Consider the following 25723-nt stretch of genomic DNA (forward strand, 5'->3'; position numbering starts at 1 on the left):
TCCTCCTTTTTCTGTAAGCGTTCTATCTTTTAATTATACTGTAAATACGAAAAATATGCTAGTAAATGAACGTAAATGAGCGTAAATAAAAATAAAAAATTGACGTAAACTCATAAACGATTTACTATTGAAATAGAAGGTTTTATCATAACCATAAAACACCTATTAAAAGTATAGGTAGAATAAAATATCGTTTAATGGTAGAGAATGTATTTTAATTAAAATAGAGGAATGAGGTATGCGAAATGTCACAAAAAGTTATTTCAAATGTTTACCGTTTAACAACCCCTGGAACTTTTGAAGCAGTAGAGATAGAACGTGAAGTAAAAGATAATGATGTAGTGGTCCGTTCGCACATTGTAAGCGTTTGTCACGCAGATTTACGTTATTATACTGGAAATCGCAGAAAAGAGGCTTTAGAAGCTAAGCTGCCGATGGCTTTATTCCATGAAGGGATTGGAACGGTGACAGATTCGAAGCATCCTTCTTTTAAAGAGGGGGACCGTGTTGTTATCGTACCAAGTATTCCTGGTTTTGTACTAAACAATACATCAAAAGAGGAATGCTGTCGTAATTGCCGTGATGGTGGAGATGATAATTATTGCTTAAATGGTGAATTCCTTGGCAGTGGGTACGATGGAATTGGTCAGAGCGATTTAGTGATTAGCGGGGAAAACCTTGTACCTGTTCCAGATGAATTAGAAGACGATGTAGCTATTTTGGCCGAACTATGCTCTGTATCTCTTTATGCGATCAATAGGGTGGAGCAGGATTTAACAACTGGAAATTCTCCAAAAGTAGCTGTATTTGGAGATGGACCAGTAGGTTATTTAACAGCAGCTGCGTTACATTTTGTACATGGAATTGAGAAGGAAAACTTACTTGTGTTCGGAGCTGTTGAGGATAAAATTGCTCAGTTTGACAGCTTTGCGACCACAGCACTTGTACATGATTACGATTTTAAAGCGGTAGAAGGGGTAAATACAGTATTTGAATGTACTGGCGGAAAATTCAGCTCTTCTGCGATTAATCAGTCTATCGATTTATTAGATAACGAAAGTAACCTTGTATTGATGGGAGTAACAGAAGAGTTAGTACCAATGAATACAAGAGATATTCTTGAAAAAGGAATCACTGTAAAGGGAAGCTCCCGTAGTACAGTGAAGGAATTTAAACAGCTGATGGAAGCATTTAAAAATCCAGATTATCGTAAGGTTCTTAGCAAATTAATTCCAGATGAGCATTTTATTGTGGAATCCCCAGAAGATATGCGGGAAGCGATGGAACACGATGCCAATAACAGAGGCTGGATTAAAACATACCTTACATTAAAGTGGTAAACAGATGAAAGAAAAAGGAACAACCTTCATTATTTGAGAGGTTGCTCCTTTTTCTTTTTCATTAAACGGTTGTATACCCGCCGTCTACGATAAAGTCAGACCCCGTAGCGTAGGAGCTGGCATCACTTGCCAAGTATAAAGCAATTGCTTGAAGCTCTTCTGGTTTACCTAGACGTTTTTGTGGTGTTGCATCTTCCCATTCAGAAATTAACGGTTTTAATTTTTCGTTTTTGTATAGTAAGTCTGTGCCGATATAACCTGGGCTAATAGAATTTACACGAATATTATGATCTGCCCATTCAACTGCCAGTGATTTAGATAAATGAATTACAGCAGCTTTTGAAGCATTGTAAGAGCTTTGAGGCTGAGGGATGTTAACAATGCTTCCGGACATAGAGCCGGTATTAATAATTGTTCCACCATCGCCTTGTTTAATCATTTGTTTTCCGGCAGCTTGATCTGTAAGGAAAACAGCATTTAAATTGAGATTAATGACTTTATTCCATTCCTCAAAGGTCATTTCTTCAGCTGGAATATTCAATGTAATCCCTGCATTTGCAAAAGCGATGTCGATTCTTCCAAATTCATCAACAATTGTCTCAATCATTTTGTTAACAGCATCTTCGTTTGTTACATCTGCTTGTACAGCAATAACTTTTGGACCGATAGTAGATAGCTCTTCGGCTGCTGCTTGAGCGGTTTCTAAATTAATATCGACAATTGCAACATCTGCACCTGCTTCTAATAATCCTTTAGAAATAGCTTTACCAATTCCACCGGCTCCACCTGTAATAAATGCTTTTTTACCATCTAATCGAAACTTATCAATAATTCCCATGAATGACATCTCCTTTTAAAACTTTGTTACTATTTTATATATTCTATTTTATCATTTCCATTGGTGACTTCCAATTATTGTGTTCAGATCGGACATAATTATACGCTAAAAAGATATGAATTTAAGACTAATTAATTTAAATATCTTAGATGAATGGTGAAATTACTCCTAGAATAATGAAACTCCAGAACGCAATGGTAATCGCCGGCATATCGACGTGTGTATCGACATGTGTATTAAATAGACGTTGTACGTATTCTCCTGTAATAACAGCGAATAGACCAAATAAGGCTGCCAACCATGGGCTACCAAACGCAATTGCTGCGAAACCTGCAACCATTGATACATGGTGGGATACAGGGAATTTTAATCCAAAGTATAAGAAAATAAGAGATACTGCACTAATAGAGAAACCGATATTATCTAAGTCTAATGCAATCGCAGTGTAGCCTACTAGACCAGCTAATGCGAATCCCCAAATAGCATTGAAAAGCAACATTTTTCCAGAGAATGGGAAACGCTTTTCATTAGAAGGGAAGATACCTGTTAAACCAGAAGTACCAAACATAAAACGTGTAATAATAGCGAATGTTACAACCGTTAAGGCAACTGTATCGATTGGAATATCTAATACTGGACCATATAAATGTTGAACTAAGTAACCTAGAATACCAAATATACCCCCAATGATAAGGACCATCGGGTCTGTGGTTTTGAAAAGTGGAACAGTTGTATCTGCACCATCAACGTGTCTATCATCTTCAGCAAAAATTTTATCTTTATCTGAGTGATCTCCAAGAACTGTATTCGCGTTTACAGGATTGCTAAGAAAGTCAGCCTTTTCTAATCGTTTTTTACTAATCTTTCCTGCATACGCCGCTGCTGCTACACCTCCTACAAAAGCTACGTGAGGGCCAAAGAACGGACCGAAAGCTACAGAGTCTAAAATCAAAGTGCTTCCAGATGCAACCGCTACAGCAGCTCCGGTTAACCCTAAAAATCCAGTAAATATAAAGGCTGTTGTACCCCCAATAAGTGCACCAAATACACCGCCGCCAAAAGCAGCTAAAATCATAACTAAAGACATTCTAATTCCTCCCCAAAGTTCAAATTTTATCATTCTTGATAAAAACGGATCATTACAAAGTTTATATGTTGACTTTCATCAACTTTTTACATCTACAATCTTCTTCCAAATAAACATTCCTTTTTCTCCTTTATTTGAAGGAGTGAAAATATTGTGGACACTTACAATCTTATGAATTAATTATATAACTTCATAAGAAACTTGTCTATGTTTAATGTAAGCACTTTCACGGGCGTTGCAATGAGAAAGAAAAATAATACGTAAATAGCTATTTATCCAAAAAAGTAACAGCTTTATGGTGTGCATATATAGCTTTTCTTTTTTCTTCTTTCGTAGTGCTATTATCCCAATTTAATAAGTCTGCCATTTCTGCAGCTGCTGCATCCAATGTACCTAACACTTTGTCTGGATCAAATAAAACATAGCTTGTACGACGATCATAAAAGTCTGTTAATGTTGCAACCATTTCATTTTCAACCGTGTATTTAACTTCTGCTCGTATATTACGAGAGGCTTTATCCAAATCTTTTTCATCGTAATTGGCTAAGTCTTTTAGAAATGCTTCTGTATTGGAACCATAGCGATGGACATAGTTCTCCACTTCTTGCTTGGATAGACCGAGATGCTCATAATTTCCGTAAAGCCTTTGAATCAGCTGTTCCACTTCTTCAGATGATGAAAAATTACCGCCAGTTAAACGGACAGATGCTGTAATAGAGGCAGTTTTTTTCTTTTTCTCTTTTTTCTCAATGTACTGCATAATACGCTCTGCCATTTTACGATAGCCGGTTAACTTTCCTCCAGCAATGGTAATTAGACCAGTATCTGATTCAAATATTTCGTCATGTCTGGATAGCTCTGCTGAAGATTTTCCTTCTTCACCAATTAATGGACGAACGCCGGCCCAGCTAGAGATGACGTCTGAGATACGTAAGTTTAAATCAGGAAACATGTCTTTGAGGCAGCCTAATAAGTAAGTAACCTCAGATTGATTCACATGAATATCTTCAACATCTTCTGTATAAATCGATTCTGTAGATCCAACATACGTTGTACCACCTCTTGGAATAACCGCAATCATTCGGCCTTTATGTTGGAAATACGTAGAAGACTGTACAGGCAATTTATTTCTTTCAAAGACGATATGAATTCCTTTTGCCAGAACCATATACTTCCCTGTAACTGGTCGATCTTTTTTTCTTACAAAATCTACCCAAGGCCCTGCTGCATTGACAATATGATTGGCTGTTATTTTCAGTGTTCTTCCACTTAGCTCATCTTTTGCGACAACACCTTTCACCTGATTATTAGGGTCTTGAATGAAGTCTGTCATGCTGGCATAATTAAGCAGCTTTGCTCCACGTTCCTGTGCTGTCTTTGCAACTTCCAATGTGAGACGGCTATCATCCGTACGATATTCTACATAGACACCACTTCCTTGAACAATTTTCTTATTGAAAAGAGGTTCATTTTTCATCGTTTGTTTCTTTCCATGTATCGTATGACGTTCTTCTTTCTTTACACCAGCTAGACGATCATACAATGTCAGCCCTGCTTTTAGGGTAGCTAGATTGTAAGATTCCTTTTTGATAAGTGGGAAGTTCATCCGGATCGGGTGAACAAGATGTCTGGCGTTGTTAAATACAATTTCCCGTTCACTTCCTGTTTCCTTAACTACTGGGAAGTCAAGGTTTTGCAAATATTTTAATCCGCCATGAATTAATTTAGTAGATCGGCTGCTTGTACCGGAAGCAAAGTCGTTTTTTTCAATTAAAGCAACTTTGAGTCCTCGTGTGGTTGCGTCCAGTGCAATTCCTGCTCCTGTAATGCCGCCGCCGATAATTAATAAATCAAAGGACTCCTGCTCCATTTCCTGGATGACAGAAGAACGTGACAGGCTTGAGAAAGTATTTTGTTCCATATATATGCTCCTTTGCAGGTGAAATATTTCTTGATTTAAGCGCGTGTTCAAAAAGTAGCCAACAGTTTTCGATGAGGACGAGTAATCGCGGTCCCAGTCCTAAAATTAGAAACAAGAATGCTATTACCTTGCTGTTTATTAGTTGGGAACTTTTCGAACAGTCTTTTTAAGCTTTAAATAATGCTGATTCCTTTAATAATCTTGTTACTAATAAATTTGGTGTGTTTTTAAAGGCATCATTGGTGCTCCCTGCAAGGTGAGTTGTAATGGTTACATTGTCCAATTGCAAGAATGGACTGTTTGAAGGGAGCGGTTCTTCATCGAAAGTATCAATTGCTGCTCCCATAATTTCTTTTTCTTGTAGTGCGCGGACAAGGTCTTGCTCATTTACGAGACCAGAACGGGCAGAATTAACAAAAATAGCAGTTTCTTTCATTTTTTGAAAATGTTCATAACGAATCATATGCTTGGTATCTTCGGTTAATCTTCCATGCAGCGTTACGACATCTGCCTTTTCCAATAACGTATCCAGATGATCTATTTGTTGAGAATTTGTTTCTCCTTTGAAATAAGGGTCATAAAAGATGACATTCATATCAAAGGCTGTTAAAAATCTGCCAACAAGCTGTCCGATATTTCCATATCCAATAATTCCTACTGTACGACCGCCTAATTCAGGGATCGTAGCACTATTTGGGAAATCTTTGCGCCAATTACCATCCTTTAATGCTGTGTGTGCACGGGTAATATTTCGAATTTCAGCAAGGATTAATCCGACTGCAAATTCAGCAACACTGCGGGCGTTTCTTCCTGGTGTATTATAAACATTTATATTAAGACCGTTTGCAATATCGTGATTAATGTTTTCTGTTCCACCACGAAGGACACCGATCAGTTTTAAATTAGTTGCTGCTTTTAATACTTTTTCATTAATTGGTGCAAATTGTGTAATAATCATGTCGAATGTATCGATATCTTCCAGTAGGGAATCAGGTAAGGAAATCACTTCACTTCCACCTTGTTCTACAGCTAAGTTATCTTCTTGCAATGCTTCGATATTGTTATGCGTCCATTCGCGGACAGTTACTTCTACACCTTGATCTTCTAACTTTTTAAGTCCGGCTTGCATCATTTCTTTTGGAATGAATAAGTCGGCAAATGCTAAACATTTCATGTAATGAGCGAAACTCTCTTCTTGTTTTCATGTAAGAGAGCTGCTCTTCACCTCTTTTCTTTTTAAACTTCTACCTATATCGTTCCAAGTTATCGCATTAACATGCCGCCGGTGGCATCAATGGTTGCTCCTGTGATGTATCCTGCCCGTTTGGATACCATGAAGGCAGCAATATCAGCAATATCATCAGGCTGTGCCACCCTTCCAAGCGGAATACGATTCAAGTAATAAGATGCGTCTTTTTCCAGCTTTTCACGAATCATATCAGTCTCTACGATGCCAAGTGCCAGGTTGTTGACACGGACACCATCCTTTGCATGTTCACGGGCCATTGATTTTGTAAAGGCAATCATTCCGGCTTTACTTGCCGCATAATGCGAGTGTCCGGTAGTTGATCCGTGAAAGGCTGCTTGAGAGGTGATATTGAGAATATCACCAGGCTGTTCTTTTTCTAAACAATGGTTTAAGAATGCTTGGGATGTTAAGAAGACAGAGGTGAGATTCACATCTAAGGTTTTATTCCAATCTTCTAATTCAATAGATTTTACATATCCGGTCAGCCAGATTGCAGCATTATTCACGAGAATATCAACTGTTCCAAACGCTTCCACACTTTGTGAAATAATAGATACAGCATCATCTGAATCTGCCAGGTTTGCGTGAATGGCCAGCCCTTTTTGTCCAGTAGCTTCAATAGCTTTTACTACTTCATCTGCTTTGGCCTGATTGCTTTGATAAGTTACGACAACATTTGCCCCTTCATTGGCGAGAGATAAAGCGATTTCTTTTCCGACACCTCTGGAACCGCCAGTGACAATGGCTGTCTTATTTTTAATTCCTAAATCCATTTCGTTCACTCCTCCTCATTTTTTTAAAAGGTAATGGTCTTACGATGAGTAGTTGTTATACATTTCATTTGCTTCTTCTGCAGTTGCATGATGATGAATAATCTGATTTAGTGCAGCTACGACAGCAGCAGGATTTGGATTTTGAGTAATATTACGTCCTACTGCAACACCACTGGCTCCAACGTCCATGCAATGACGGACAAAGGCAAAATAATCAATGATGTTCTCTGTTTTTGGACCGCCCAGTGCAACAACAGGTGCATTAGCAGCTTCTACAATTTCTTTATCTTCAGGTTCTCCTGAAAAACGTGTTTTAATAATATCAGCACCAAGCTCTGTACCCACACGGGCGCCAGCGGCAATATAAGATGCCTGATTGGACTCTTCATTCGTGACAGGATACCCAAAAGGAAGGGTCTCGCACATAAATACCGTGTTCCAGTTATCCGAAGCTCTTGCTAAATCACGGGCGATTTGATGAGAGCTTGCTTCATTGTCCGCTCCTGGGAAAGTCATATTAACCACCCCGTCAGCGCCTAGCTTCAATGCATCCTCCACGGTAGCAGCATAAAATGTATCCGGAACAGAGGGATCAAGTAAATTGGTAGACATATCAGCCCGGACCAGCATTCCTACATCAGTAAAGGCATCTGCATGCTTTTTTGCTATTCCCGGGGTAACCAATACTGCATCGAGACCGTTTTCAACGAGCTCCGGCATTTGTGAGATGGTTTTATCAATTCCATCTGTTTTGTTTGTGAAATAATAACCATCTAACGCTAGAGTAAGCGTTTTCTTATCGTTCGAAAAAACACGGGCTAATCTTCTGTTTTTAGACATTCTATCGCTCCATTCTTTCTTTTAGTTAGTGTAGATAATAAAAAAATTCCCCACAAAAAGGACAGTTAACTGTCGTCTTTTGTGGGGAATCTTCTCACTATCCCGTACTGCTATTTTGTTATATTACCATCATAACGAACGAATAGGTTTCTGTCAATTTAAATCTGGATATGTCTATTTATTATAGAAATGTACGTATTTCTTATATCGTTTTTGAGGAGTTATTAATATGAATTATAGGCAAAGATAAGAGCTTTAATTTTTCCTTCTACTCTTTTTAAAAAGCAAGTAATCATAAACATCCTGCATTTGTTCGGGAGTAAGGCTTGCTAAATCGCGAAACATCCTGTCTGCATTTGGCATTCTTTCCTGAATGCTTTTGATAAATTCATTTTCGTGATCTGACGCTTTGGAGGAAGGTACTTCTCTGTCTAATAAGTAGTCTGTGGTAACCTGCAATGTATCTGCGATGGCAGTTAATTCATCTCCTTTGATCGGGCGTTCGCCAGACTCTATTCGATTCATCACACTAACATTTATATTTACGTGTTTAGCAAACTCTTTTTGCGTCCAATTTTTTTTCGACCGTAACTGGATGATTCGTTGAGCTGTTTTCATCGTATTGCGCACCCCTGGATTTCTATTTTAGAAATTAATTATAGCATAGTCGTTAAATTGAGAAATAGTTAGTGGAGAGGGGAAGTTGAATTTTATCACGGAGAAGCGTCCGTAAAACTCCTACTGAAGGAAGTTTCACTTTATCGCCTAAGCTTATTTTTTAATAATAAAAGTAGTTAAATTATTCATATAACATGGTATATTAAATATAGATATATATTGCTTTCTAACTAAGAAATCTTTTTACATAGTTCCACGCTAATCGAAAAAATGAACGAACAGAAAGGGGCGACTTAAATGAAACGTATTGGCATCCTTTTTATGATTATAGGTGTCATCTGTTTGGGTGTTTTTGGCTATCAGCTAATTGGTCATGAACAATCACAAAAGCAATCTTTAATTCAAGCAGAGGAAAAAATTGAACAAGGAGCTACCAGCCAAGCTGAATCGGATCAAGATATAGAACAAACAATAGAAACATTTGAGACGGAGGAAGATGAGGCGTTTGCTACATTAGAGATACCAAAATTGGAAAAAACATTGCCTATTGTTGAGGGGACTGACCCAGATTCATTGCAAAAGGGAGTAGGCCATCTGTCAAATTCTGTTTTCCCAGGGCAGGGCGAGCAAATTCTTCTATCCGGGCATCGTGATACGGTTTTCCGTGACTTTGGTGAATTGGAGATAGGAGATACGTTTATTGTGCAGATGCCTTATGGCGAATATACGTATGAAATAAAAGAAACAGAAATTGTCCCGGAGGATGATACTTCGGTTATTCGAGAAATGGGAGAAGAAGTATTAGTCGTAACCACATGTTATCCATTTCATTTTGTAGGTAATGCGCCAGAGCGTTTTGTTGCTTATGCGTACCCGGTTTCCGAATAGCATAAAAAACAGCTTTCTTCCATAGATGTATCGATCTGGAAGAAAGCTGTTTTTTAATCGTTTAGTACAGCTTCTAATGTCTCAATATTTTTTTGCATCAAGCTGAAATAATCCTCATTGTTTTCTATATCTTCCTCAGTAATGGTCTCCATATTACTAAGCACGGCACTTTCTGCACCAATTTCGTCTTGGATAATTTCGCTGATTCTGCTGCTGATATTTCTTTCAAATACAACATATTTTAAGTCATATTCGCGGGCGGTATCAACAATATCTACTAAGGCAGATTGGGAAGGCTCCTGAGATGAGGACAGCCCGTGAATACTAATTTGTTCTAGCCCATATCGCTCCTCCCAATAGCCATAGGCTGCATGGGAGACAATCACTTGTGGATGGTCTGCGTTCTCAATCGTTTGTGCTAATTCTTGATCCACTTGTTCCAGCTGCCCTTTTAGTTCCTCAAAATTCTCTGTGAAATATGCTTCATGCTCCGGCATTTTTTCAATAAGAAGGTTAGTAATATTTTCAGCCAATTGAATGCTTATGATCGGATCGAGGAAAACATGTGGATCGCCGATACCACTCTCCCCATCATGATTATCAACGAGTAATTCCACAATACCTGATTCCGTAATCACTTCTCCATCAGCATCTCTAAGTTCTAATTTTACTTCTAATGTATCATTAATTTGTGTTTCAAAAGCAGAATTGTCTGCATCCTCGTCTAATTCCCAATCCTCAGAATCGGCTGTCCGGAAATACCAATTCCATTCTGCGACGTCTTCATCAATAGTTGTTTCTGCCTCTAAGCTTGCTGTATCCCCACTATGATAATGGTCATTAATCCCATCAATAATAATATCTCCGTTATCTTCCGCTTCTTCTTCCTGGTGATGTTCTTCCTCTTCACCATGATCGTGATCTGCTTCTCCTCGGAGCGGAATATCCTCACCAATTGCGGAGACTTCAACATTTTCATTTTCTAGAATATCCTCTGCTTTGGAAGCAAAAGGCTCCATCCCAACACCGGAATAAATGAATAAATCTTTTTTCGCTAAATCAACCATCTCACGGGAGCTTGGTTCATACGTATGTGCGTCTGCATTTGGCGGGTAGATGCTTTCCACATCAACATACTCACCGCCGATCTTGGAAATGAAATCTTCTAATGCAAAAATAGTTGTAGAAATTTCAAGCTGTTCCTGGTCTCCATCTTGACCACCTTCCGTAGATTGGCAGCCGGCAAGGAAGAGAAGGAGTAAGCTGGAAAAAATAATCATCCGTTTTATCATGAAATGTACCTCCGTTATTTAATAGTGCATTTGGCTTCTTTTTTAAGAAAGAAAATTAAGTAAACATTGCTATTGCAGGGTGCTCTGTTTATTGTGTCTCCCCTTGTGAAAAGCAAACAGGATAAATTTTAATTTATCATTTCGTAATCGTTACGATTTAAAATTTACAGGTTTTTAGAGTGGATGTCAAGCTATTTTTGCAAAAAAAATGTCAGCAGCGGAAGGGCTGCTGACCATAGATTTATTGATTATGAAGGTAAACCTACAATTGTTTTTGGTTCCAAGAATTCTTCAATTCCGTAATCTCCCCATTCGCGTCCAATACCAGATTGTTGGAAGCCACCAAATGGAGCGGTGAAGTCGGCAGGTTCATTATTGACTACGATTCTACCTGAACGAAGGCTTCTTGCTGTTTTGGTTAGATTATCTGGATCATTGCCGACAACATAGCCTGCTAATCCGTAAATAGTACCATTGGCAACATCAATTGCTTCATCTAAATCTTTATACGTGATCACAGAAAGAACAGGTCCGAAAATTTCTTCCTGGGCAATCGTATCGTCAGGTTTTACATTTGTGAATACAGTCAGCTTAGAATAGTATCCAGTTTCCAAGCCTTCTGGTTTACCTGTCCCGCCTGTAACGAGCGTTGCTTCACTATCAATACCTGTTTGGATATAATCTTGAACGGTTTTCCACTGATCCTCAGATACTTGCGGACCAGTAAAAGTAGATTTATCTTTTGGATCACCGACAGGGTATTCAGAAATATGATTTTTAACCGCTTGGATAAAGTCATCGTGCATGGATTCTGGAACGAGCGCCCGTGTTCCAGCGGTACATACTTGACCTGTATTACCGGCGATATGGGAAATTGCTGTTTTAGCAGCATAATCCACATCTGCATCGTCTAATACAACAATTGGTGATTTGCCTCCAAGCTCTAGGGAAACTTTTTTAATATCTTGGGCGGCATTTTCCATTATCTTTGTTCCAACGCCGCCGGAGCCTGTAAAGGATACAAAATCGATATCCGGGTGAGAGCTGATGCCGTCACCGATAGTAGACCCTGTTCCGTTTACCAGGTTGAATACACCTTTAGGTAAACCGGCTGCTTCGAATACTTCTGTTAGTAAAACTGCTGCAAATGGTGTCTCTGTAGATGGTTTTAGGACCACTGTACTACCTGCTGCAAATGCACTGGCCAGCTTCGTGGATGCTTGGTTTGTAGGGAAATTCCATGGTGTAATTAAACCGGCAACTCCAATTGCATCTTTTTGAATAAACGAGTTTTCTCGTTTTTCGGTAAAGTCAAAATCACGTAGCAGCTTTGCTGTTGCGCGAAAATGATTTAGTCCCATTGGATATTGCACTTCCGTTGTGAAATTTACAGGCGAACCCAATTCTTCCATAATAACTTCAATAAATTTATCTTTTCGTTTTTCATATTCATCTGCAATGCGATCTAATAAATCAGCACGTTCTTCTTTTGTTGTTTGAGAAAATGATGGAAAAGCGTCTCGTGCAGCTTGTACTGCTTTGTCGAGATCTTCTTTGGTACCGGAGCTAATCTCACCAATTTTTTCTTCTGTAGCAGGGTTGATAACATCAATTGTTTCGTTTTCAGTGGAGTCAACCCACTGACCGTTAATATAATGTTGTATATGGTTATACATTTTATTCCACCCCTTTGCATATTTTGAAAATACATGTTTTAAAAGGATTATATTGCTTTTTTGAACATGCATTAATACTAGTTCCCGTACTAAAAAATATTAAACATAGGAGAGAACTTTGATTTATCCAATAAAAAAACTGTCTCCCCGATAGAAGAGAGACAGTTTTCGAATCTGTAAAGAGATAGGTTTTAACCACCAATAATGTTGAAGCCGGCATCCACATGCAGCACTTCGCCGGTAATTCCCCGTGCCAATTCACTTAGGAAAAATAGCGTTGCGTCTCCAACTTCATCTTGATCGATGTTACGACGCAGTGGAGCTTTTTCTTCAACAACTTGTGATTTTTCGTTGAAGTTAGCTACTCCTTTTGCAGAGAGTGTACGGATTGGGCCTGCTGAAACAGCGTTCACGCGAATTCCATGTTTTCCTACATCTTCCGCTAAATAACGGACACTTGCTTCCAGAGATGCTTTCGCAACACCCATAACGTTATAGCCTGGAACTACTTGTTCTGCTCCGATATAAGTTTGTGTAACAATAGAACCGCCTTCTGTCATCAGTTCCTTTGCAGCATTTGTAACTGATACTAAGGAATAAGCGCTGATTTCTTGAGCAAGCAAGAAACCGTCACGGGAGGTAGTGACAAATTCACCTTGCAGGTCTTCACGTTTTGCAAAGGCAACAGAGTGAACTAAACCATGAATCACACCGATTTTTTCTTTTATTTCATTAAAAGCTTCCTGAACACTTTCATCTGAAGCAACATCACAAGAGATGATTGCTTTTGGTTCAATTTCGTGCTTATCTAAAAGTTTTACTAATTTATTATAGGATCTTTCTTGCCGGTTCGTAAAAATAAGGTTGGCCCCGGCGTTATGTAGAGATTTTGTAATGCCCCAAGCAATACTTCTTTCGTTAGCGACACCCATTACAACAATATTTTTACCTTCTAATAATTTTGTCATATGTATCCTCCATTCAACATTTAACTTAGCATCTATTATAACTGATTAGTACCAGGTGATAAAGTCAAATCCGTTTTTCTTTTTTCTGACAAGAGGGGAAAAGCGTTTCTATTATCGAATTTTTTCTATCTATCTTACTACATGAAGTATAGAAACATGTTAGTTTGAGAATCTAAGAAGTGCAGTTGTGATCTTAAATAACTCAACTTTTACACTTAAAAATAAGCATATATATCTTGCTATTTCAGGATGAACCTGTTCTTCATTACCATGCTTGCTTTTTGGTTACATATCCGGCTATTTTTGGAATTGGTGATTGTGCATAGATCCGCTCCGGCCAACCACTCCGCTTTCCATGGGGACGGCTTCAGCTAACTTGAAAAGAAAACCGCTTTTCAAGTGGATCTGTAGCTCGCCCTGTTCCCATAGGAGTCTCCGTGGTTGGCCTGCGCTCTAATAGGATTCTACAGCGAATGAAAGAAATAACATTTTGATGCGTTTGACGAAATAGCAGCTTTCACCTGAACAACCAATCATGACAGCATGGATAGTTAATATCAGGAATAGCTTTCATGCACAGAAAGTAATATTGGAAGAACATTTTACCATGCAGTATGAAAAATATGTTCTATCTGATCAAACATCTATTGGGTGAGTTGTTTTCCACGTATAGAATATCTAACTAGCGGAGGCAAAACGGTCCGCCGCAGCGGTGCTTTACACTTCACTTTCTATTCTTTCTTTGTCAAGGAAGTTATCAAAAGAATGGTCAACTCCTGTTTCTATGGAGATGAAGTTACTTTTTAATGTGCGAAAGTTGAGTTAAATAATAAATGGAAGAAAATAAAGTAAAAAGATGAATCCTAGATAGAATTTTAACCGCGAAAAATAGCGTCGAAACAAGGTGTGAACTGTGATTTATTAGCCTTTTGAAAATAAATTTAAGTTTTTTTCATTTTTCTCTTTACAAACGGTCGGTTCCTCGATATAATAAAATTCGTCAGTTTGCGGGAGATGCTTTCAAAAAGCTTCTCAGCCAACGCATGATGGCCCGTTGGTCAAGCGGTTAAGACACCGCCCTTTCACGGCGGTAACACGGGTTCGAATCCCGTACGGGTCACCAAATTATTTTAAAGAAGACATGTGCAATATATATAGTTGTACATATACGTTACACCTTGGAGGATTAGCTCAGCTGGGAGAGCACCTGCCTTACAAGCAGGGGGTCGCAGGTTCGATCCCTGCATCCTCCACCATAACGCCGGCCTAGCTCAACTGGTAGAGCAACTGACTTGTAATCAGTAGGTTGGGGGTTCAAGTCCTCTGGCCGGCACCATTTTTTCATGTATATATTTGATAATATGGTTAACAATAATTTGGAGGGGTAGCGAAGTGGCTAAACGCGGCGGACTGTAAATCCGCTCCCTCAGGGTTCGGCAGTTCGAATCTGCCCCCCTCCACCATGTTTTTGTTGGGCCATAGCCAAGCGGTAAGGCATCGGGTTTTGATCCCGTGTACCCTAGGTTCGAATCCTAGTGGCCCAGCCTTTTTTTTATGTCTTTTTTAGGTTTGACAGAATAGATAGTAAGTGTCATTAGCTCAGTCGGTAGAGCAACGAGCAATCCATCTGCCGAAACAGCTGCGAGTAACCCCGAAACATTCCCTTCGAAGCATAGGCTTTTAGATGCAAGGGACCACCAAACAAAAAGCATTAAATAAAGTAAGATTCTATTTTAAACGGGAGCCATTAGCTCAGTCGGTAGAGCATCTGACTTTTAATCAGAGGGTCGAAGGTTCGAATCCTTCATGGCTCATTAAACAAATAACAAGTATAAAGTGCAGCGAAAACGGGATAATCTTATCTCGTTTTTTTCTTTATTAACCCAGCAGAAAAGAACAATGTATTTAAAAGCCATTTAAAGAAACTTGGGCTAAGGTCTCGGGACTTCTATTTAATCATTTGATTCTTGTACAAGTAAAAAACGAACGAATGCAAATTTATTATAAAATAGAAATCCAATCATTTATAATAAAGTGAAAATTCCAGTACATGATAATAATATTCGAAACTTAGTTCCAGTAACGAAATAAGTAACTTGTAAATGAAAAAACGATATAATTCGTGTTATAATCAAAATAGTTTATTTTTAGTACTAAGTAATAAAAAGTATATTTTAGATATGATAAATAAAAAGGATGAGCTAGGCATGACCTCTTCAAGGATACCCGGTTTTTATAATATGACGGTAAAAGAAAGACGGGCGTTATTACGTGAAGCCTTTTCTTTAACAGATGCAGAAACACAAAATTTGTCTAATGCAGATGCGCTTACAATAGGAAAAGCAGATAATATGATTGAAAATGTCATTGGGACCTATCAATTACCATTTGGATTAGGATTAAATTTTTTAATAAACGGGAAAGAATATGTAATACCAATGGCTATCGAAGAAGCTTCTGTTGTTGCTTCAGCTAGCCATGTTGCGAAGATAGTCAGAGAAGCTGGTGGATTTCAAACAGAATCAAAAGAAAGGCTGATGATTGGACAAATTCAAGTCGTTGGATGTCCTGATTTTCAAGAAGCGAAGCAACAAATCCTTCATCAAAAAGATACTCTAATGGCAGCTGCCGATAATGCCTATCCAAGCATTGTCCATCGCGGTGGTGGTGTAAAAGATTTAGACGTCCGTATTCTGAATGAAGAGGATGCATCGTCGTATAGTAAAATGCTGGTAATGCATATTTATGTAGATACCTGTGATGCGATGGGAGCAAATATGATTAACACCATGGTTGAATCAATTGCGCCGATTGTGGAAGAAATAACAAAAGGAAAAGTATATTTGCGTATCTTATCAAATTATGCAGATCGTAGCCTTGCAACAGCAAAATGCATGATCCCTCCACATTTATTAAAAACTGGTTCGTTTGCTGGAGAAGAAGTTAGAGACGGTGTTATTCATGCTTATGAATTTGCTGCTTCGGACCCGTATCGTGCTGTAACACATAATAAAGGCGTTATGAATGGTATTGATCCTGTTGTCATAGCGACAGGAAATGACTGGCGGGCAGTAGAAGCGGGAGCTCATGCTTATGCTGCTAGGAATGGTCAATATGGATCTATGACAAAATGGTCCAAGGATGAAGAAGGCAATCTGGTTGGAGAAATTGAATTACCAATGTCTATCGGAACAGTTGGAGGCGCGACTCGTGTACACCCGCTGGCGGGCTTCTCTTTATCCATTATGCATATTGAATCAGCAGAGGAACTTGCGCAGGTAATTGTGGCAGTTGGCCTTGCTCAAAATCTTGGAGCGCTCAAGGCATTAGCAACAGATGGTATTCAAAAAGGACACATGGCGCTTCATTCACGTTCTGTTGCGATAGCTGGAGGAGCAACTGGGGAGATGATTGATGTGATAGCGAAACAATTAGTAGAACAACAAGAAATCCGTGTGGGAAAAGCTAAAGAATTGGTGGAACAGTATAAAAAATGAGTGCAGAAAAAGTAACAGCGACGGAAAAAACAGCTATTGGTATAGCTCATAGTAAAGTGATTTTAATTGGAGAGCATGCGGTTGTACACGGACAGCCGGCAATTGCTATTCCATTTCCTTTGATTGGTGTAGAGACGGTGATTGAGTACGTTCCGGGAACGGTGAAAATGGATAGTACTTTCTATCATGGTCCATTGCATCATGCGCCAAAAGAACTTGAAGGAATTGTAAGTTGCGTGGAGGATTCCTGTGAATATCTTGGTATTCCTTACGAGGATTTATTGATACGAATTAATTCTTCCGTACCACCTGGAAAAGGACTGGGTTCTAGTGCATCGGTAGCTATTTCTGTGATCCGATCTTTATTCAACTACTGTAATAAAGAATGCTCGGTAGAAGAATTATTAAATTTAGCGAATGTGGCAGAAACCTATGCACATGGTGCACCTAGTGGTATTGATACGTTAAGTATTACCTCTGATAAACCAGTATGGTATGAAAAGGAAAAGCCAGTAGATTATATCGAATTAGGAGAAGACCTTCATTTTATTGTTGCGGATTCTGGTAGAATTGGCGATACACGTACTTCCGTTGAATCTGTAGCCAATTTGTTAAAAGCCGCCCCTCAACGTATTCATTCAAAAATAGAGCGGATCGGGGAGTTAACACATCATGCGAAAGAAGCATTAGAAAAAGCGAGTAAGCAAATTTTAGGGCAGCTGTTAAATGAAGCGCAGAAAGAACTGGAAGCACTAGGGGTAAGTGATGCCGGATTAAATAAATTAATTCGCTTTGCACGTGAAGAAGGTGCTTTGGGTGCGAAATTGACAGGCGGCGGAAATGGCGGCTGTATCATTGCGCTTGCACAAAATGAGGTGCATTCCAAGCAGTTAGCTGAAAAGTTACGCCGGTTTGGTGCAGCGGCAGTATGGCCGTTTGTTCTGAAGAAATAATAGAAAATGCTCAAAAAGAACGATTTGACAGGTATCGTAGAAAAGGGGATTCAGAAATATGAAGGCAACAGCGAGAGCACATACGAATATCGCTTTGATTAAGTACTGGGGAAAGCGGGATGAATCATTGATTCTCCCTACCAATAGCAACCTTTCCGTTACATTAGATGGTTTTTCTACAGAGACTACGGTTCATTTTCAGGAAGGTTTAAAGGAAGATTCCTTTCTCTTAAATGAACAAAAGGTAGAAGGAGCTGCTCTTGGAAAGATAGCGGTATTTCTAGATAAGGTACGGGCTCTTTATGGTAAGGAGATTTATGCACAGGTTCAATCTGTGAATCATGTTCCTACTGCTGCTGGATTGGCTTCCTCTGCATCTGGTCTGGCTGCTTTAGCAGCTGCTAGCTCCAAAGCAATAGGACTTTCCTTAGACAATATGGAATTATCGAGATTAGCCCGCCAAGGCTCTGGTTCGGCTTCCCGTTCTATTTATGGAGGCTTTGTCGAATGGCAAATGGGTGAGCGTGAAGATGGGTTAGATTCTTATGCAGTACAAATTGCAGACCAATCTCATTGGGATATTCGTATCGCTGCTGTGGTCTTGTCAAAAACAGTGAAAAAGGTCTCAAGTAGAGAGGGGATGCGCCGTACCGTAGAAACCTCTCCTTTTTATGCTGGCTGGTTGGAGCAGACGGCAAAGGATTTGCAGGAAATCAAACAAGCAATTATAGCGAAGGATTTTGAGAAAATGGGAAGTGTTGCGGAGGCAAATTGTTTACGAATGCATGCGACAACATTAGGAGCGAATCCACCTTTCACCTATTGGCAAGATACTACGATGCGCGTGATGCAAACTGTGCAAAATTTAAGAGAACAAGGAATTCCAGCCTTTTTTACAATTGATGCAGGCCCAAATGTGAAGGTTTTATATTTACCGGAAGATGAAGCTAAAGTGAAAAATAGCCTGCAAGCAATGGAAGACGTAGAAGATATTATTATTAGCAAGCCCGGAAGTGGAATCAGTTACATGTAGGAGGAGTAAACAGTGGCTAGATCAATCACAGTTAAAGTACCAGGAAAATTGATGATTGCGGGAGAATTTGCCGTATTAGAACCATATCAGGATTTAGCAGTGATGGCTGTTAACCGATTTGTATATGCAACTATATCGGAAGCAGATAGCCACCAGCTTACTCTATCAGATTTTTCCCTTCATAATGTTCCGTGGACTTGGCACGAGACGGATATACATATTGAATCTGATGATTCCCGGTTATCTTTTGTAAAAGAAGCACTCCGGATTACTTGCCATTATATGGAAGAAAAAGGAATGTCAATTCGGCCGATGCATGTATCTACCCGTAGTGAATTAGATGATGCCTCTGGTATCAAATATGGGTTAGGTTCTAGTGCGGCAATTGTTACTTCCATTGTGGCAGGAGTCTTGCATTTTCAAGCTCCTGCATTAGCTGAAAAAGACACGATTTTTCGTTTATCTGCGTTATCCCATGTGATTATACAAGGAAATGGATCTGGTGCAGATATAGCTGCGTCCACTTATGGCGGGTTGCTGCAATTTTCTTCTTTTCAAGCCGATTGGCTGCTTGAAGCATACCAGGAAGCAGATTCTATTACGGAGGTGGTCGAGAAGGATTGGAAGTATTATAAAACCAAACCAATTACTTTACCGGCCAATGTTTGCTTTTGTGTAGGCTGGACAGGCAGTGCGGCATCGACGAAAGATTTAGTGAACCAGGTTCGGTTATTGAAGATAAATAATGCGGAAGCTTATGCGGCGTTTCTGAAAGATAGTGAAAATGCCGTTTCTCAATTTTTAACAGGCGCAAAAAATAATGATATAAATCAATTATTTCAAGGGATAAAAGCAAACCGAAAAGCTTTAGATCAAGTCGGGAAAGCAGCAGATACAAACATTGAAACACCAGATTTAGCAGTATTGTGTAACATAGCAGAAAATTTGGGAGGGGCTGGGAAACCTTCCGGAGCTGGAGGTGGAGATTGTGGCATTGCTTTTATGCCTTCGGAAGAAACGGCAGAACAATTAGCACTTGCTTGGGAAGAAGCAGGAATTAAAGCATTGACATTATCTCCTTTTATAGGTGGGGAAACAGTGGTTGAAGAGAATCACTCTGTTTAATAACTTTAAAAGACTATAAATGAGAGCCGTTTTGCAATACTGTATATTGTGAATCGGTTCTTTTATTTTTGTATTCAAATGAAAATAAGATTGCAAACATCTTTCAAATATTTTCAAGTTTCTTATAAAAAATGAACAATGATAATGAAGTGAAAGAAAAAATAAGATATTATTATTTATAGAGATATTACGGTTGAAGACCAGCGTATCTATTAAAGAAATTTGTAGCTGAAAAAAATGGCACAAAAAAAGACATACATGACATGCCTTTAAAATGAGAGTAAGAATTTACTTAAGATGATTTTTTTAAATAAGCATAGATTAATTCATCAAGTTTTTCACTTGAAGCTAAGACATGCTCTGATTCTAAACCATGTTCTTCAGATAGTGCCAGCATTTCTTGCCTGCATTGTTCAATTTCAATGAATAATGCTTTTTTGTTCACAAATTTCACTCCTTTTTTAGTATACTTATCGTTAGATATACCCGTTCGGAAAAAAAATAAACATTCTTTTTTAAAAGTGAAACCTTACAAGCGGTTGTTTCGTATAGAGAGTACCGCATAGTGCGGAGGTAATTAGATGGAGCAATTTATAAAGAAAAAGATTATACAAGTTAAAAAAGGAGACCAATCTGCTTTTTCGGATGTCGTATCCTTTTATCAGGATAAAATATACCAGCATTGTTATCGCATGCTTGGTAATAAGCACGAAGCAGAAGACATTGCACAAGAAGCGTTTATACGTGCATATGTGAATATTGATTCGTTTGACGAAAGTAGAAAATTCTCTACATGGTTATACCGCATCGCTACGAATTTAACGATTGATCGCATGCGTAAGCGTAAGCCGGATTTCCATCTCGATGCAGAAGTGAGAGGAACAGACGGCTTAGATATGTATTCACAGCTTGCCAGTACAGAACGTCTGCCTGGAGAAGAAGTAGAAAGCAGAGAATTGCAGCGGTATATTCATCATGAGATTTCTCAGCTCCCTGCAAAATATCGGAGTATTATCATGCTTAGATATTTGGAAGAGTTTTCGCTAAAAGAAATCAGCGACATTCTTGATGTTCCTCTTGGTACGGTAAAAACGCGGATTCATCGTGGAAGAGAGGCCCTTAGAAAGAGGCTTCGACATGTGTAAAGGAGCGTGCTTGATGTGAGTTGTAATGAAAAGTATATAAAAAAAATGCATGACTATTTAGATGGAGATATTTCCGCAGAAGATGAAAGCTTACTAAGAAGGCATCTGGAAGATTGCGAAGAATGCCAGAAGCATTTTCATGAGCTTAATCGAACGATTACATTAATTCGAAGCGCAGAACGGATAGAAGCACCAAATGGTTTCACCGATAATGTTATGAAAAATTTACCTACAGAGAAGAAAACAGTGAAGTACAAGCGCTGGTTTAAACGTCATCCTATATTTGTGGCAGCGGCGATTTTCTTTTTATTGATGATAGGCAGTCTTTCATCTACTTTTAATCAAGGAACCGATCAGCTAGTCGTCTCCGCGCAGGAAGAACTTATTGTTGATGGAAGCACCGTTATTGTACCAGAGGGTGTAACGGTTCCCGGGGATGTTTATGTGAAAAACGGTGATTTATTAGTTCTTGGCACCGTTGATGGCAATGTTACCTTATTTAATGGGGAACTGTTAGACGGTGAGTCGGAGCTTGAAGGGGGCGGTCTAATGGCCTCTGCAGGGGGAGTGAACGGAGAGTTAGAAACCGTCGATCAAACATTTGAATGGTTTTGGTATCATCTAAAAAACTTTTTTAAAGGATTATTTTCATTTTAAAGATTAAAATAGATAAGACAATGGAAAAGAGAGTATTATATCGCTCTCTTTTTTCACTCTAAAATTTTAACGACTGTTTTTGTTTTGATGGCATGGATAATTATATTTCAGAAAAATGTGTCAAGTCAGCTTAAATGTTAAGACTATTGTATCAGTTATAGACAAGTAAACCTGCACTTTCCAGGCTTAGGTTACAAAGTTTTCTTTTTGGTAAAATAATAAACTACATACAGGTCTGATTTTACTAATTTATGATATAATAATTATCGACTGAAATTTTATAACCATAAAAGGAAATAGAAGAAAACGGTTGGTTTGCTAAAGGATTAGCGAATACGGTTTTTTCTGAAAATAAATAGGTCATTTTATTGGGTAAAGGATGTGTGCACATGCTTGATGGGGGATTGGACATTTTAAATCTGCTGCGAATAGGCGTTGATATCGCTCTCGTCTGGTATGTATTATATAAATTAATCATGCTGATCAGAGGAACAAAGGCTATTCAGCTGTTAAAAGGAATAGCTGTTGTATTGATTGTTTGGGGTGCAAGTATGCTGTTAAACTTGCAAACCGTGCAATTTATCACAGGCCAAGTTATTACATGGGGAGTAGTAGTTACTGTTATTTTATTCCAGCCGGAATTGCGGAGAGCACTAGAGCAATTAGGAAGAGGAAATATCTTCGCCAGATCTGGAAGCTCTGCAGAAGAAATTATACAAAATGAAATTGAGGCTATCGTTACATCTTGTAACTACATGGGAAAAAGAAGAATTGGTGCGCTTATCTCTATTGAAAGAGAAACAGGGATCGGGGATTACGCGGAAACAGGGATTCCAATCAATGGAAAGCTTACCCACCAGCTTCTGACAAACATATTTACACCAAACACACCGCTTCATGATGGTGCGGTAATTATAAAAAATGAAGAGATTACAGCTGCCGCGTGTTACTTGCCTTTATCCGAGAGTCCATTTATCTCCAAGGAATTAGGAACAAGGCACCGTGCTGCGATGGGAATCAGTGAAGTGACAGATGCGTTAACGATTGTTGTTTCTGAGGAAACTGGTTCCATCTCTTGTACAAAAAACGGAGAACTGCATCGTGATATCGATGAAGAAAAATTAAGAGAAATGCTGTTAACGCATTTATCAATCGTGCCGAAAGCCTCTGACAAAAAATCATGGAAACGGAGGACTGGTAAGCGTGGATAATTGGTTTAAGAGTAAGTGGTTTGTCCGTGTCCTTTCTTTAGCATTTGCAGTAACGCTTTATGCTTTTGTCAATGTGTCCGAGACACCGAATTCCGATTCAACATTCTCTGGCTCAACAACTTCCACAGAAACATTGGAACAAATTCCAGTGGATATACGTATTGACCGCGACAGCTATGTTGTCAGTGATGTTCCAGAAGAGGTCGATGTTACTTTACAAGGGAATCGAGGCAGTGTGACCCCGTACATACTCCAACGTAATTTTGATGTATATGTTGACCTGGAGGGGTTAGAAGAAGGAACCCATGTTGTAGAACTACAGCATAATATATCGGGGGATGTAGAAGTATTTATTGAGCCGAAAACAGCAGAAGTTACCATTGAAGAACGGGCTTCTCGAGAGTTTACTGTAACTGCTGATTTGATTAATCAAGACCTGATGGCAGATGGTTACGAAGTGGTCGACTACAGTGTTGAACCAGAAACGATAACGATAACAAGCTCCGAGAGTGTCATTGAATCGATCGGTTCTGTAAGGACTTATGTGAATATGGAAGGTGTTGATGATTCAATCAACAATCGCGAGCTTCCGATAAGTGTATATGATGTACAAGGAAATGAATTGAATGTCGGATTAGATCCTGAAAGTGTTCAGGTCTCCGTGGAAGTTGACAATCCAAGCAAGTCTGTACCACTGTCTGTAGAGACAACAGGTGAATTAGAGGAAGACCTTGAGCTGGACTCTATTTCTCCAAATGAAGAGGAAGTGGAGATTTACTCTCAAAGTGAAGTGCTGGAGGATATTTCAGAAGTGACTACAGAGCCACTGGACTTATCCGAGATTGAAGAATCTGGCACAGTAGAGGTGCCGCTGGATTTACCGGAAAACGTACAAGCGCCGGATACAGAAGAGGTAGAAGTAACAGTGGAAGTGGAAGGTACAAATGTTATCGAGGATGTAGCTTTAGAAGAAGAAGGTTTAGCAAATGGATTGGAAGCATCTTATGCAGACCCCGCATTAGAAGTAGAGGTGACTGGGGATGCATCGGTGGTAAATGATTTAACGGCAGAGGATATCAATGCCGTACTGGATTTATCTGATTTAGAAGCAGGAGAGCATGAAGTGCCAATTGACCTTGAAGCTCCTGAGGATGTCACTGCCACAGGAAATGTGGAAGAAGTAACAGTGGAAATAATCGATCCGGCTGAAACAGCAGAAGAATAGTTGTATATTGTATGGTCAAAGGAGAGATATAAATATGGGTAAATTTTTTGGAACAGACGGTGTCAGAGGAGTAGCGAATGAAGGGCTGACTCCTGAAATGGCATTTAAGCTCGGCCGTTTTGGCGGATATACGTTAACAAAAGGCAGTGAAAAACCGCGTGTTTTAATTGGCAGAGATACACGTATTTCTGGACATATGCTGGAAGGCGCGTTGATTGCAGGTCTGCTGTCAACAGGTGTGGAAGCAATGCGGCTGGGTGTTATTTCAACACCGGGAGTCGCTTACTTAACAAAAGCAATGAGCGCGCAGGCAGGAGTAATGATTTCTGCTTCCCATAATCCTGTAGAAGATAATGGGATCAAATTCTTTGGTTCAGACGGATTTAAGCTGACAGATGCTCAGGAAGCAGAAATAGAAGTTTTATTAGAAAAAGAAGAGGATGATTTACCTCGTCCAACGGGCGCTGCAGTTGGTTCAGTAAGCGATTATTTTGAAGGTGGACAGAAATACCTTTCCTTCTTAAAAGATACAATTGATAATGATTTTGACGGATTACGTATTGCGGTGGATTGTGCACATGGAGCAACATCCAGCCTGGCTACACACCTATTCGCAGATTTAGAAGCGGACATTCATTCGATGGGATCCACACCGAATGGCCTAAATATTAATGACGGTGTCGGTTCTACGCATCCAGAAGGCTTACAGCAATATGTGCTGGATAAAGAAGCAGATGTTGGGTTAGCTTTTGACGGAGATGGAGACCGCCTTATTGCTGTTGATGAAAAAGGTAGAATCGTGGATGGCGATAAAATTATGTTCATTTGTGCTAAATATATGAAAGAAATTGGGATGCTGCGCAAGGATACCGTTGTCTCCACAGTTATGAGTAATTTAGGGTTTTATAAAGCATTAGAAAAAGCTGGTCTGAAAAGTGATAAGACCGCAGTCGGTGACCGTTATGTGATGGAAGAAATGCGTAAAAATGATTATAACTTAGGCGGAGAACAATCTGGTCACATTATTTTCTTGGACTATATTACAACAGGAGATGGTCTGTTATCAGCATTGCAGCTTGTCAATGTGATGCGTGAATCAGGCAAGCCGCTCTCAGAATTGGCAGATGAAATGACAATTTTTCCACAGACGTTAATTAATGTCCGTGTTACAGATAAGAATGAAGCATTGACAAGCCCGATCATCTTAGATGAAGTACAAGCTGTTGAAGAAGAGTTGGGAGAAAACGGGCGTGTCTTAGTCCGCCCCTCTGGAACAGAACCGCTTGTACGTGTCATGGTTGAGGCAAGAACTGAAGAAGACTGTAAAACGTATGCAGAACGGATTGTAAAAGTAATTGAAAATCATTTAGGTGTATAATTAGTGTGC

General features: G+C 39.2%; 22 protein-coding genes and 6 tRNA genes. 17 read left to right on the plus strand and 11 right to left on the minus strand.

Features of this window, described 5'->3' with window-relative positions; all coding sequences use genetic code 11:
• Positions 1-245: 245 nt before the first annotated feature.
• Positions 246-1340, plus strand: coding sequence for an alcohol dehydrogenase catalytic domain-containing protein (locus tag BN986_RS07800; RefSeq protein ID WP_040979294.1), 1095 nt, complete (start codon positions 246-248; stop codon positions 1338-1340).
• A gap of 61 nt (positions 1341-1401) precedes the next feature.
• Here the strand turns inward: BN986_RS07800 and BN986_RS07805 are convergent, their stop codons facing one another.
• From BN986_RS07805 to BN986_RS07835, 7 genes are all read right to left on the minus strand, one after another.
• Positions 1402-2178 carry an SDR family oxidoreductase gene (locus BN986_RS07805; protein ID WP_040979297.1) on the minus strand — a complete coding sequence of 259 codons (777 nt, stop codon included), beginning with the start codon at positions 2176-2178 and terminating at the stop codon, positions 1402-1404.
• Positions 2179-2323: 145 nt separating this feature from the next.
• On the minus strand, positions 2324-3265 hold the full coding sequence (locus tag BN986_RS07810) for a DUF7973 family transport facilitator (protein WP_040979298.1): 942 nt from the start codon (positions 3263-3265) through the stop codon (positions 2324-2326).
• A 268-nt stretch (positions 3266-3533) separates the two neighbouring features.
• Entirely contained in the window at positions 3534-5186 is a 1653-nt protein-coding gene (locus BN986_RS07815) for a glycerol-3-phosphate dehydrogenase/oxidase (RefSeq protein ID WP_040979299.1), read from the minus strand.
• A gap of 166 nt (positions 5187-5352) precedes the next feature.
• On the minus strand, positions 5353-6360 hold the full coding sequence (locus tag BN986_RS07820) for a 2-hydroxyacid dehydrogenase (RefSeq protein ID WP_040979300.1): 1008 nt from the start codon (positions 6358-6360) through the stop codon (positions 5353-5355).
• Between the two features lie 89 nt (positions 6361-6449).
• On the minus strand, positions 6450-7208 hold the full coding sequence (locus tag BN986_RS07825; protein ID WP_040979301.1) for an SDR family NAD(P)-dependent oxidoreductase: 759 nt from the start codon (positions 7206-7208) through the stop codon (positions 6450-6452).
• Positions 7209-7247: 39 nt separating this feature from the next.
• Complete coding sequence (locus BN986_RS07830; protein ID WP_040979302.1) at positions 7248-8048, minus strand: class I fructose-bisphosphate aldolase; 801 nt, start codon at positions 8046-8048, stop codon at positions 7248-7250.
• Between the two features lie 255 nt (positions 8049-8303).
• Positions 8304-8666 carry a helix-turn-helix domain-containing protein gene (locus BN986_RS07835; protein WP_040979303.1) on the minus strand — a complete coding sequence of 121 codons (363 nt, stop codon included), beginning with the start codon at positions 8664-8666 and terminating at the stop codon, positions 8304-8306.
• A 297-nt stretch (positions 8667-8963) separates the two neighbouring features.
• Here BN986_RS07835 and BN986_RS07840 point away from each other — a divergent pair, with 297 nt between their 5' ends.
• On the plus strand, positions 8964-9554 hold the full coding sequence (locus BN986_RS07840; protein ID WP_040979305.1) for a class D sortase: 591 nt from the start codon (positions 8964-8966) through the stop codon (positions 9552-9554).
• 53 nt (positions 9555-9607) lie between these two features.
• Here the strand turns inward: BN986_RS07840 and BN986_RS07845 are convergent, their stop codons facing one another.
• From BN986_RS07845 to fabI, 3 genes are all read right to left on the minus strand, one after another.
• The gene (locus BN986_RS07845; RefSeq protein WP_244444972.1) at positions 9608-10846 is read right to left on the minus strand and encodes a metal ABC transporter solute-binding protein, Zn/Mn family; all 1239 of its coding nucleotides are present in this window, start codon (positions 10844-10846) and stop codon (positions 9608-9610) included.
• Positions 10847-11094: 248 nt separating this feature from the next.
• Positions 11095-12522 carry an aldehyde dehydrogenase family protein gene (locus BN986_RS07850; protein ID WP_040979306.1) on the minus strand — a complete coding sequence of 476 codons (1428 nt, stop codon included), beginning with the start codon at positions 12520-12522 and terminating at the stop codon, positions 11095-11097.
• A gap of 191 nt (positions 12523-12713) precedes the next feature.
• Complete coding sequence (gene fabI, locus BN986_RS07855; RefSeq protein WP_040979307.1) at positions 12714-13490, minus strand: enoyl-ACP reductase FabI; 777 nt, start codon at positions 13488-13490, stop codon at positions 12714-12716.
• Between the two features lie 1048 nt (positions 13491-14538).
• On the opposite strand from fabI, the gene BN986_RS07860 reads away from it, so the two are divergent.
• From BN986_RS07860 to BN986_RS07905, 10 genes are all read left to right on the plus strand, one after another.
• Positions 14539-14613: transfer RNA gene (locus BN986_RS07860), tRNA-Glu, on the plus strand.
• Positions 14614-14670: 57 nt separating this feature from the next.
• Positions 14671-14746: transfer RNA gene (locus BN986_RS07865), tRNA-Val, on the plus strand.
• 4 nt (positions 14747-14750) lie between these two features.
• Positions 14751-14826: transfer RNA gene (locus BN986_RS07870), tRNA-Thr, on the plus strand.
• Positions 14827-14868: 42 nt separating this feature from the next.
• Positions 14869-14953, plus strand: a tRNA-Tyr gene (locus tag BN986_RS07875).
• 9 nt (positions 14954-14962) lie between these two features.
• Positions 14963-15034: transfer RNA gene (locus BN986_RS07880), tRNA-Gln, on the plus strand.
• Positions 15035-15231: 197 nt separating this feature from the next.
• Positions 15232-15304: transfer RNA gene (locus BN986_RS07885), tRNA-Lys, on the plus strand.
• Positions 15305-15697: 393 nt separating this feature from the next.
• A complete protein-coding gene (locus BN986_RS07890; protein ID WP_040979308.1) occupies positions 15698-16987 on the plus strand; it encodes a hydroxymethylglutaryl-CoA reductase, degradative in 1290 nt (429 codons plus the stop codon).
• Positions 16984-17940 carry a mevalonate kinase gene (gene mvk, locus BN986_RS07895; protein ID WP_040979309.1) on the plus strand — a complete coding sequence of 319 codons (957 nt, stop codon included), beginning with the start codon at positions 16984-16986 and terminating at the stop codon, positions 17938-17940. The genes BN986_RS07890 and mvk overlap by 4 nt, the downstream gene beginning before the upstream one ends.
• 58 nt (positions 17941-17998) lie before the next feature.
• A complete protein-coding gene (gene mvaD / locus BN986_RS07900) occupies positions 17999-18973 on the plus strand; it encodes a diphosphomevalonate decarboxylase (protein WP_040979310.1) in 975 nt (324 codons plus the stop codon).
• A gap of 12 nt (positions 18974-18985) precedes the next feature.
• Entirely contained in the window at positions 18986-20098 is a 1113-nt protein-coding gene (locus BN986_RS07905) for a phosphomevalonate kinase (RefSeq protein ID WP_040979311.1), read from the plus strand.
• Positions 20099-20390: 292 nt separating this feature from the next.
• Here the strand turns inward: BN986_RS07905 and BN986_RS26670 are convergent, their stop codons facing one another.
• On the minus strand, positions 20391-20543 hold the full coding sequence (locus BN986_RS26670; protein ID WP_081922161.1) for an aspartyl-phosphate phosphatase Spo0E family protein: 153 nt from the start codon (positions 20541-20543) through the stop codon (positions 20391-20393).
• Between the two features lie 136 nt (positions 20544-20679).
• On the opposite strand from BN986_RS26670, the gene sigW reads away from it, so the two are divergent.
• From sigW to glmM, 5 genes are all read left to right on the plus strand, one after another.
• Positions 20680-21243, plus strand: coding sequence for an RNA polymerase sigma factor SigW (gene sigW, locus BN986_RS07910; protein ID WP_040979312.1), 564 nt, complete (start codon positions 20680-20682; stop codon positions 21241-21243).
• A 45-nt stretch (positions 21244-21288) separates the two neighbouring features.
• The gene (gene rsiW, locus BN986_RS07915) at positions 21289-21900 is read left to right on the plus strand and encodes an anti-sigma-W factor RsiW (protein ID WP_476739074.1); all 612 of its coding nucleotides are present in this window, start codon (positions 21289-21291) and stop codon (positions 21898-21900) included.
• Positions 21901-22289: 389 nt separating this feature from the next.
• Positions 22290-23111 (plus strand): diadenylate cyclase CdaA, encoded by an 822-nt coding sequence (cdaA, locus tag BN986_RS07920; RefSeq protein ID WP_040979315.1) that lies wholly within the window; start codon positions 22290-22292, stop codon positions 23109-23111.
• Positions 23104-24336 (plus strand): CdaR family protein, encoded by a 1233-nt coding sequence (locus BN986_RS07925; RefSeq protein WP_040979316.1) that lies wholly within the window; start codon positions 23104-23106, stop codon positions 24334-24336. The genes cdaA and BN986_RS07925 overlap by 8 nt, the downstream gene beginning before the upstream one ends.
• A 34-nt stretch (positions 24337-24370) precedes the next feature.
• The gene (gene glmM, locus BN986_RS07930) at positions 24371-25714 is read left to right on the plus strand and encodes a phosphoglucosamine mutase (RefSeq protein ID WP_040979317.1); all 1344 of its coding nucleotides are present in this window, start codon (positions 24371-24373) and stop codon (positions 25712-25714) included.
• Positions 25715-25723: the final 9 nt, after the last annotated feature.

The sequence above is a fragment of the Oceanobacillus jeddahensis genome, assembly GCF_000750635.1.
Lineage (GTDB): Bacteria > Bacillota > Bacilli > Bacillales > Amphibacillaceae > Oceanobacillus > Oceanobacillus jeddahense.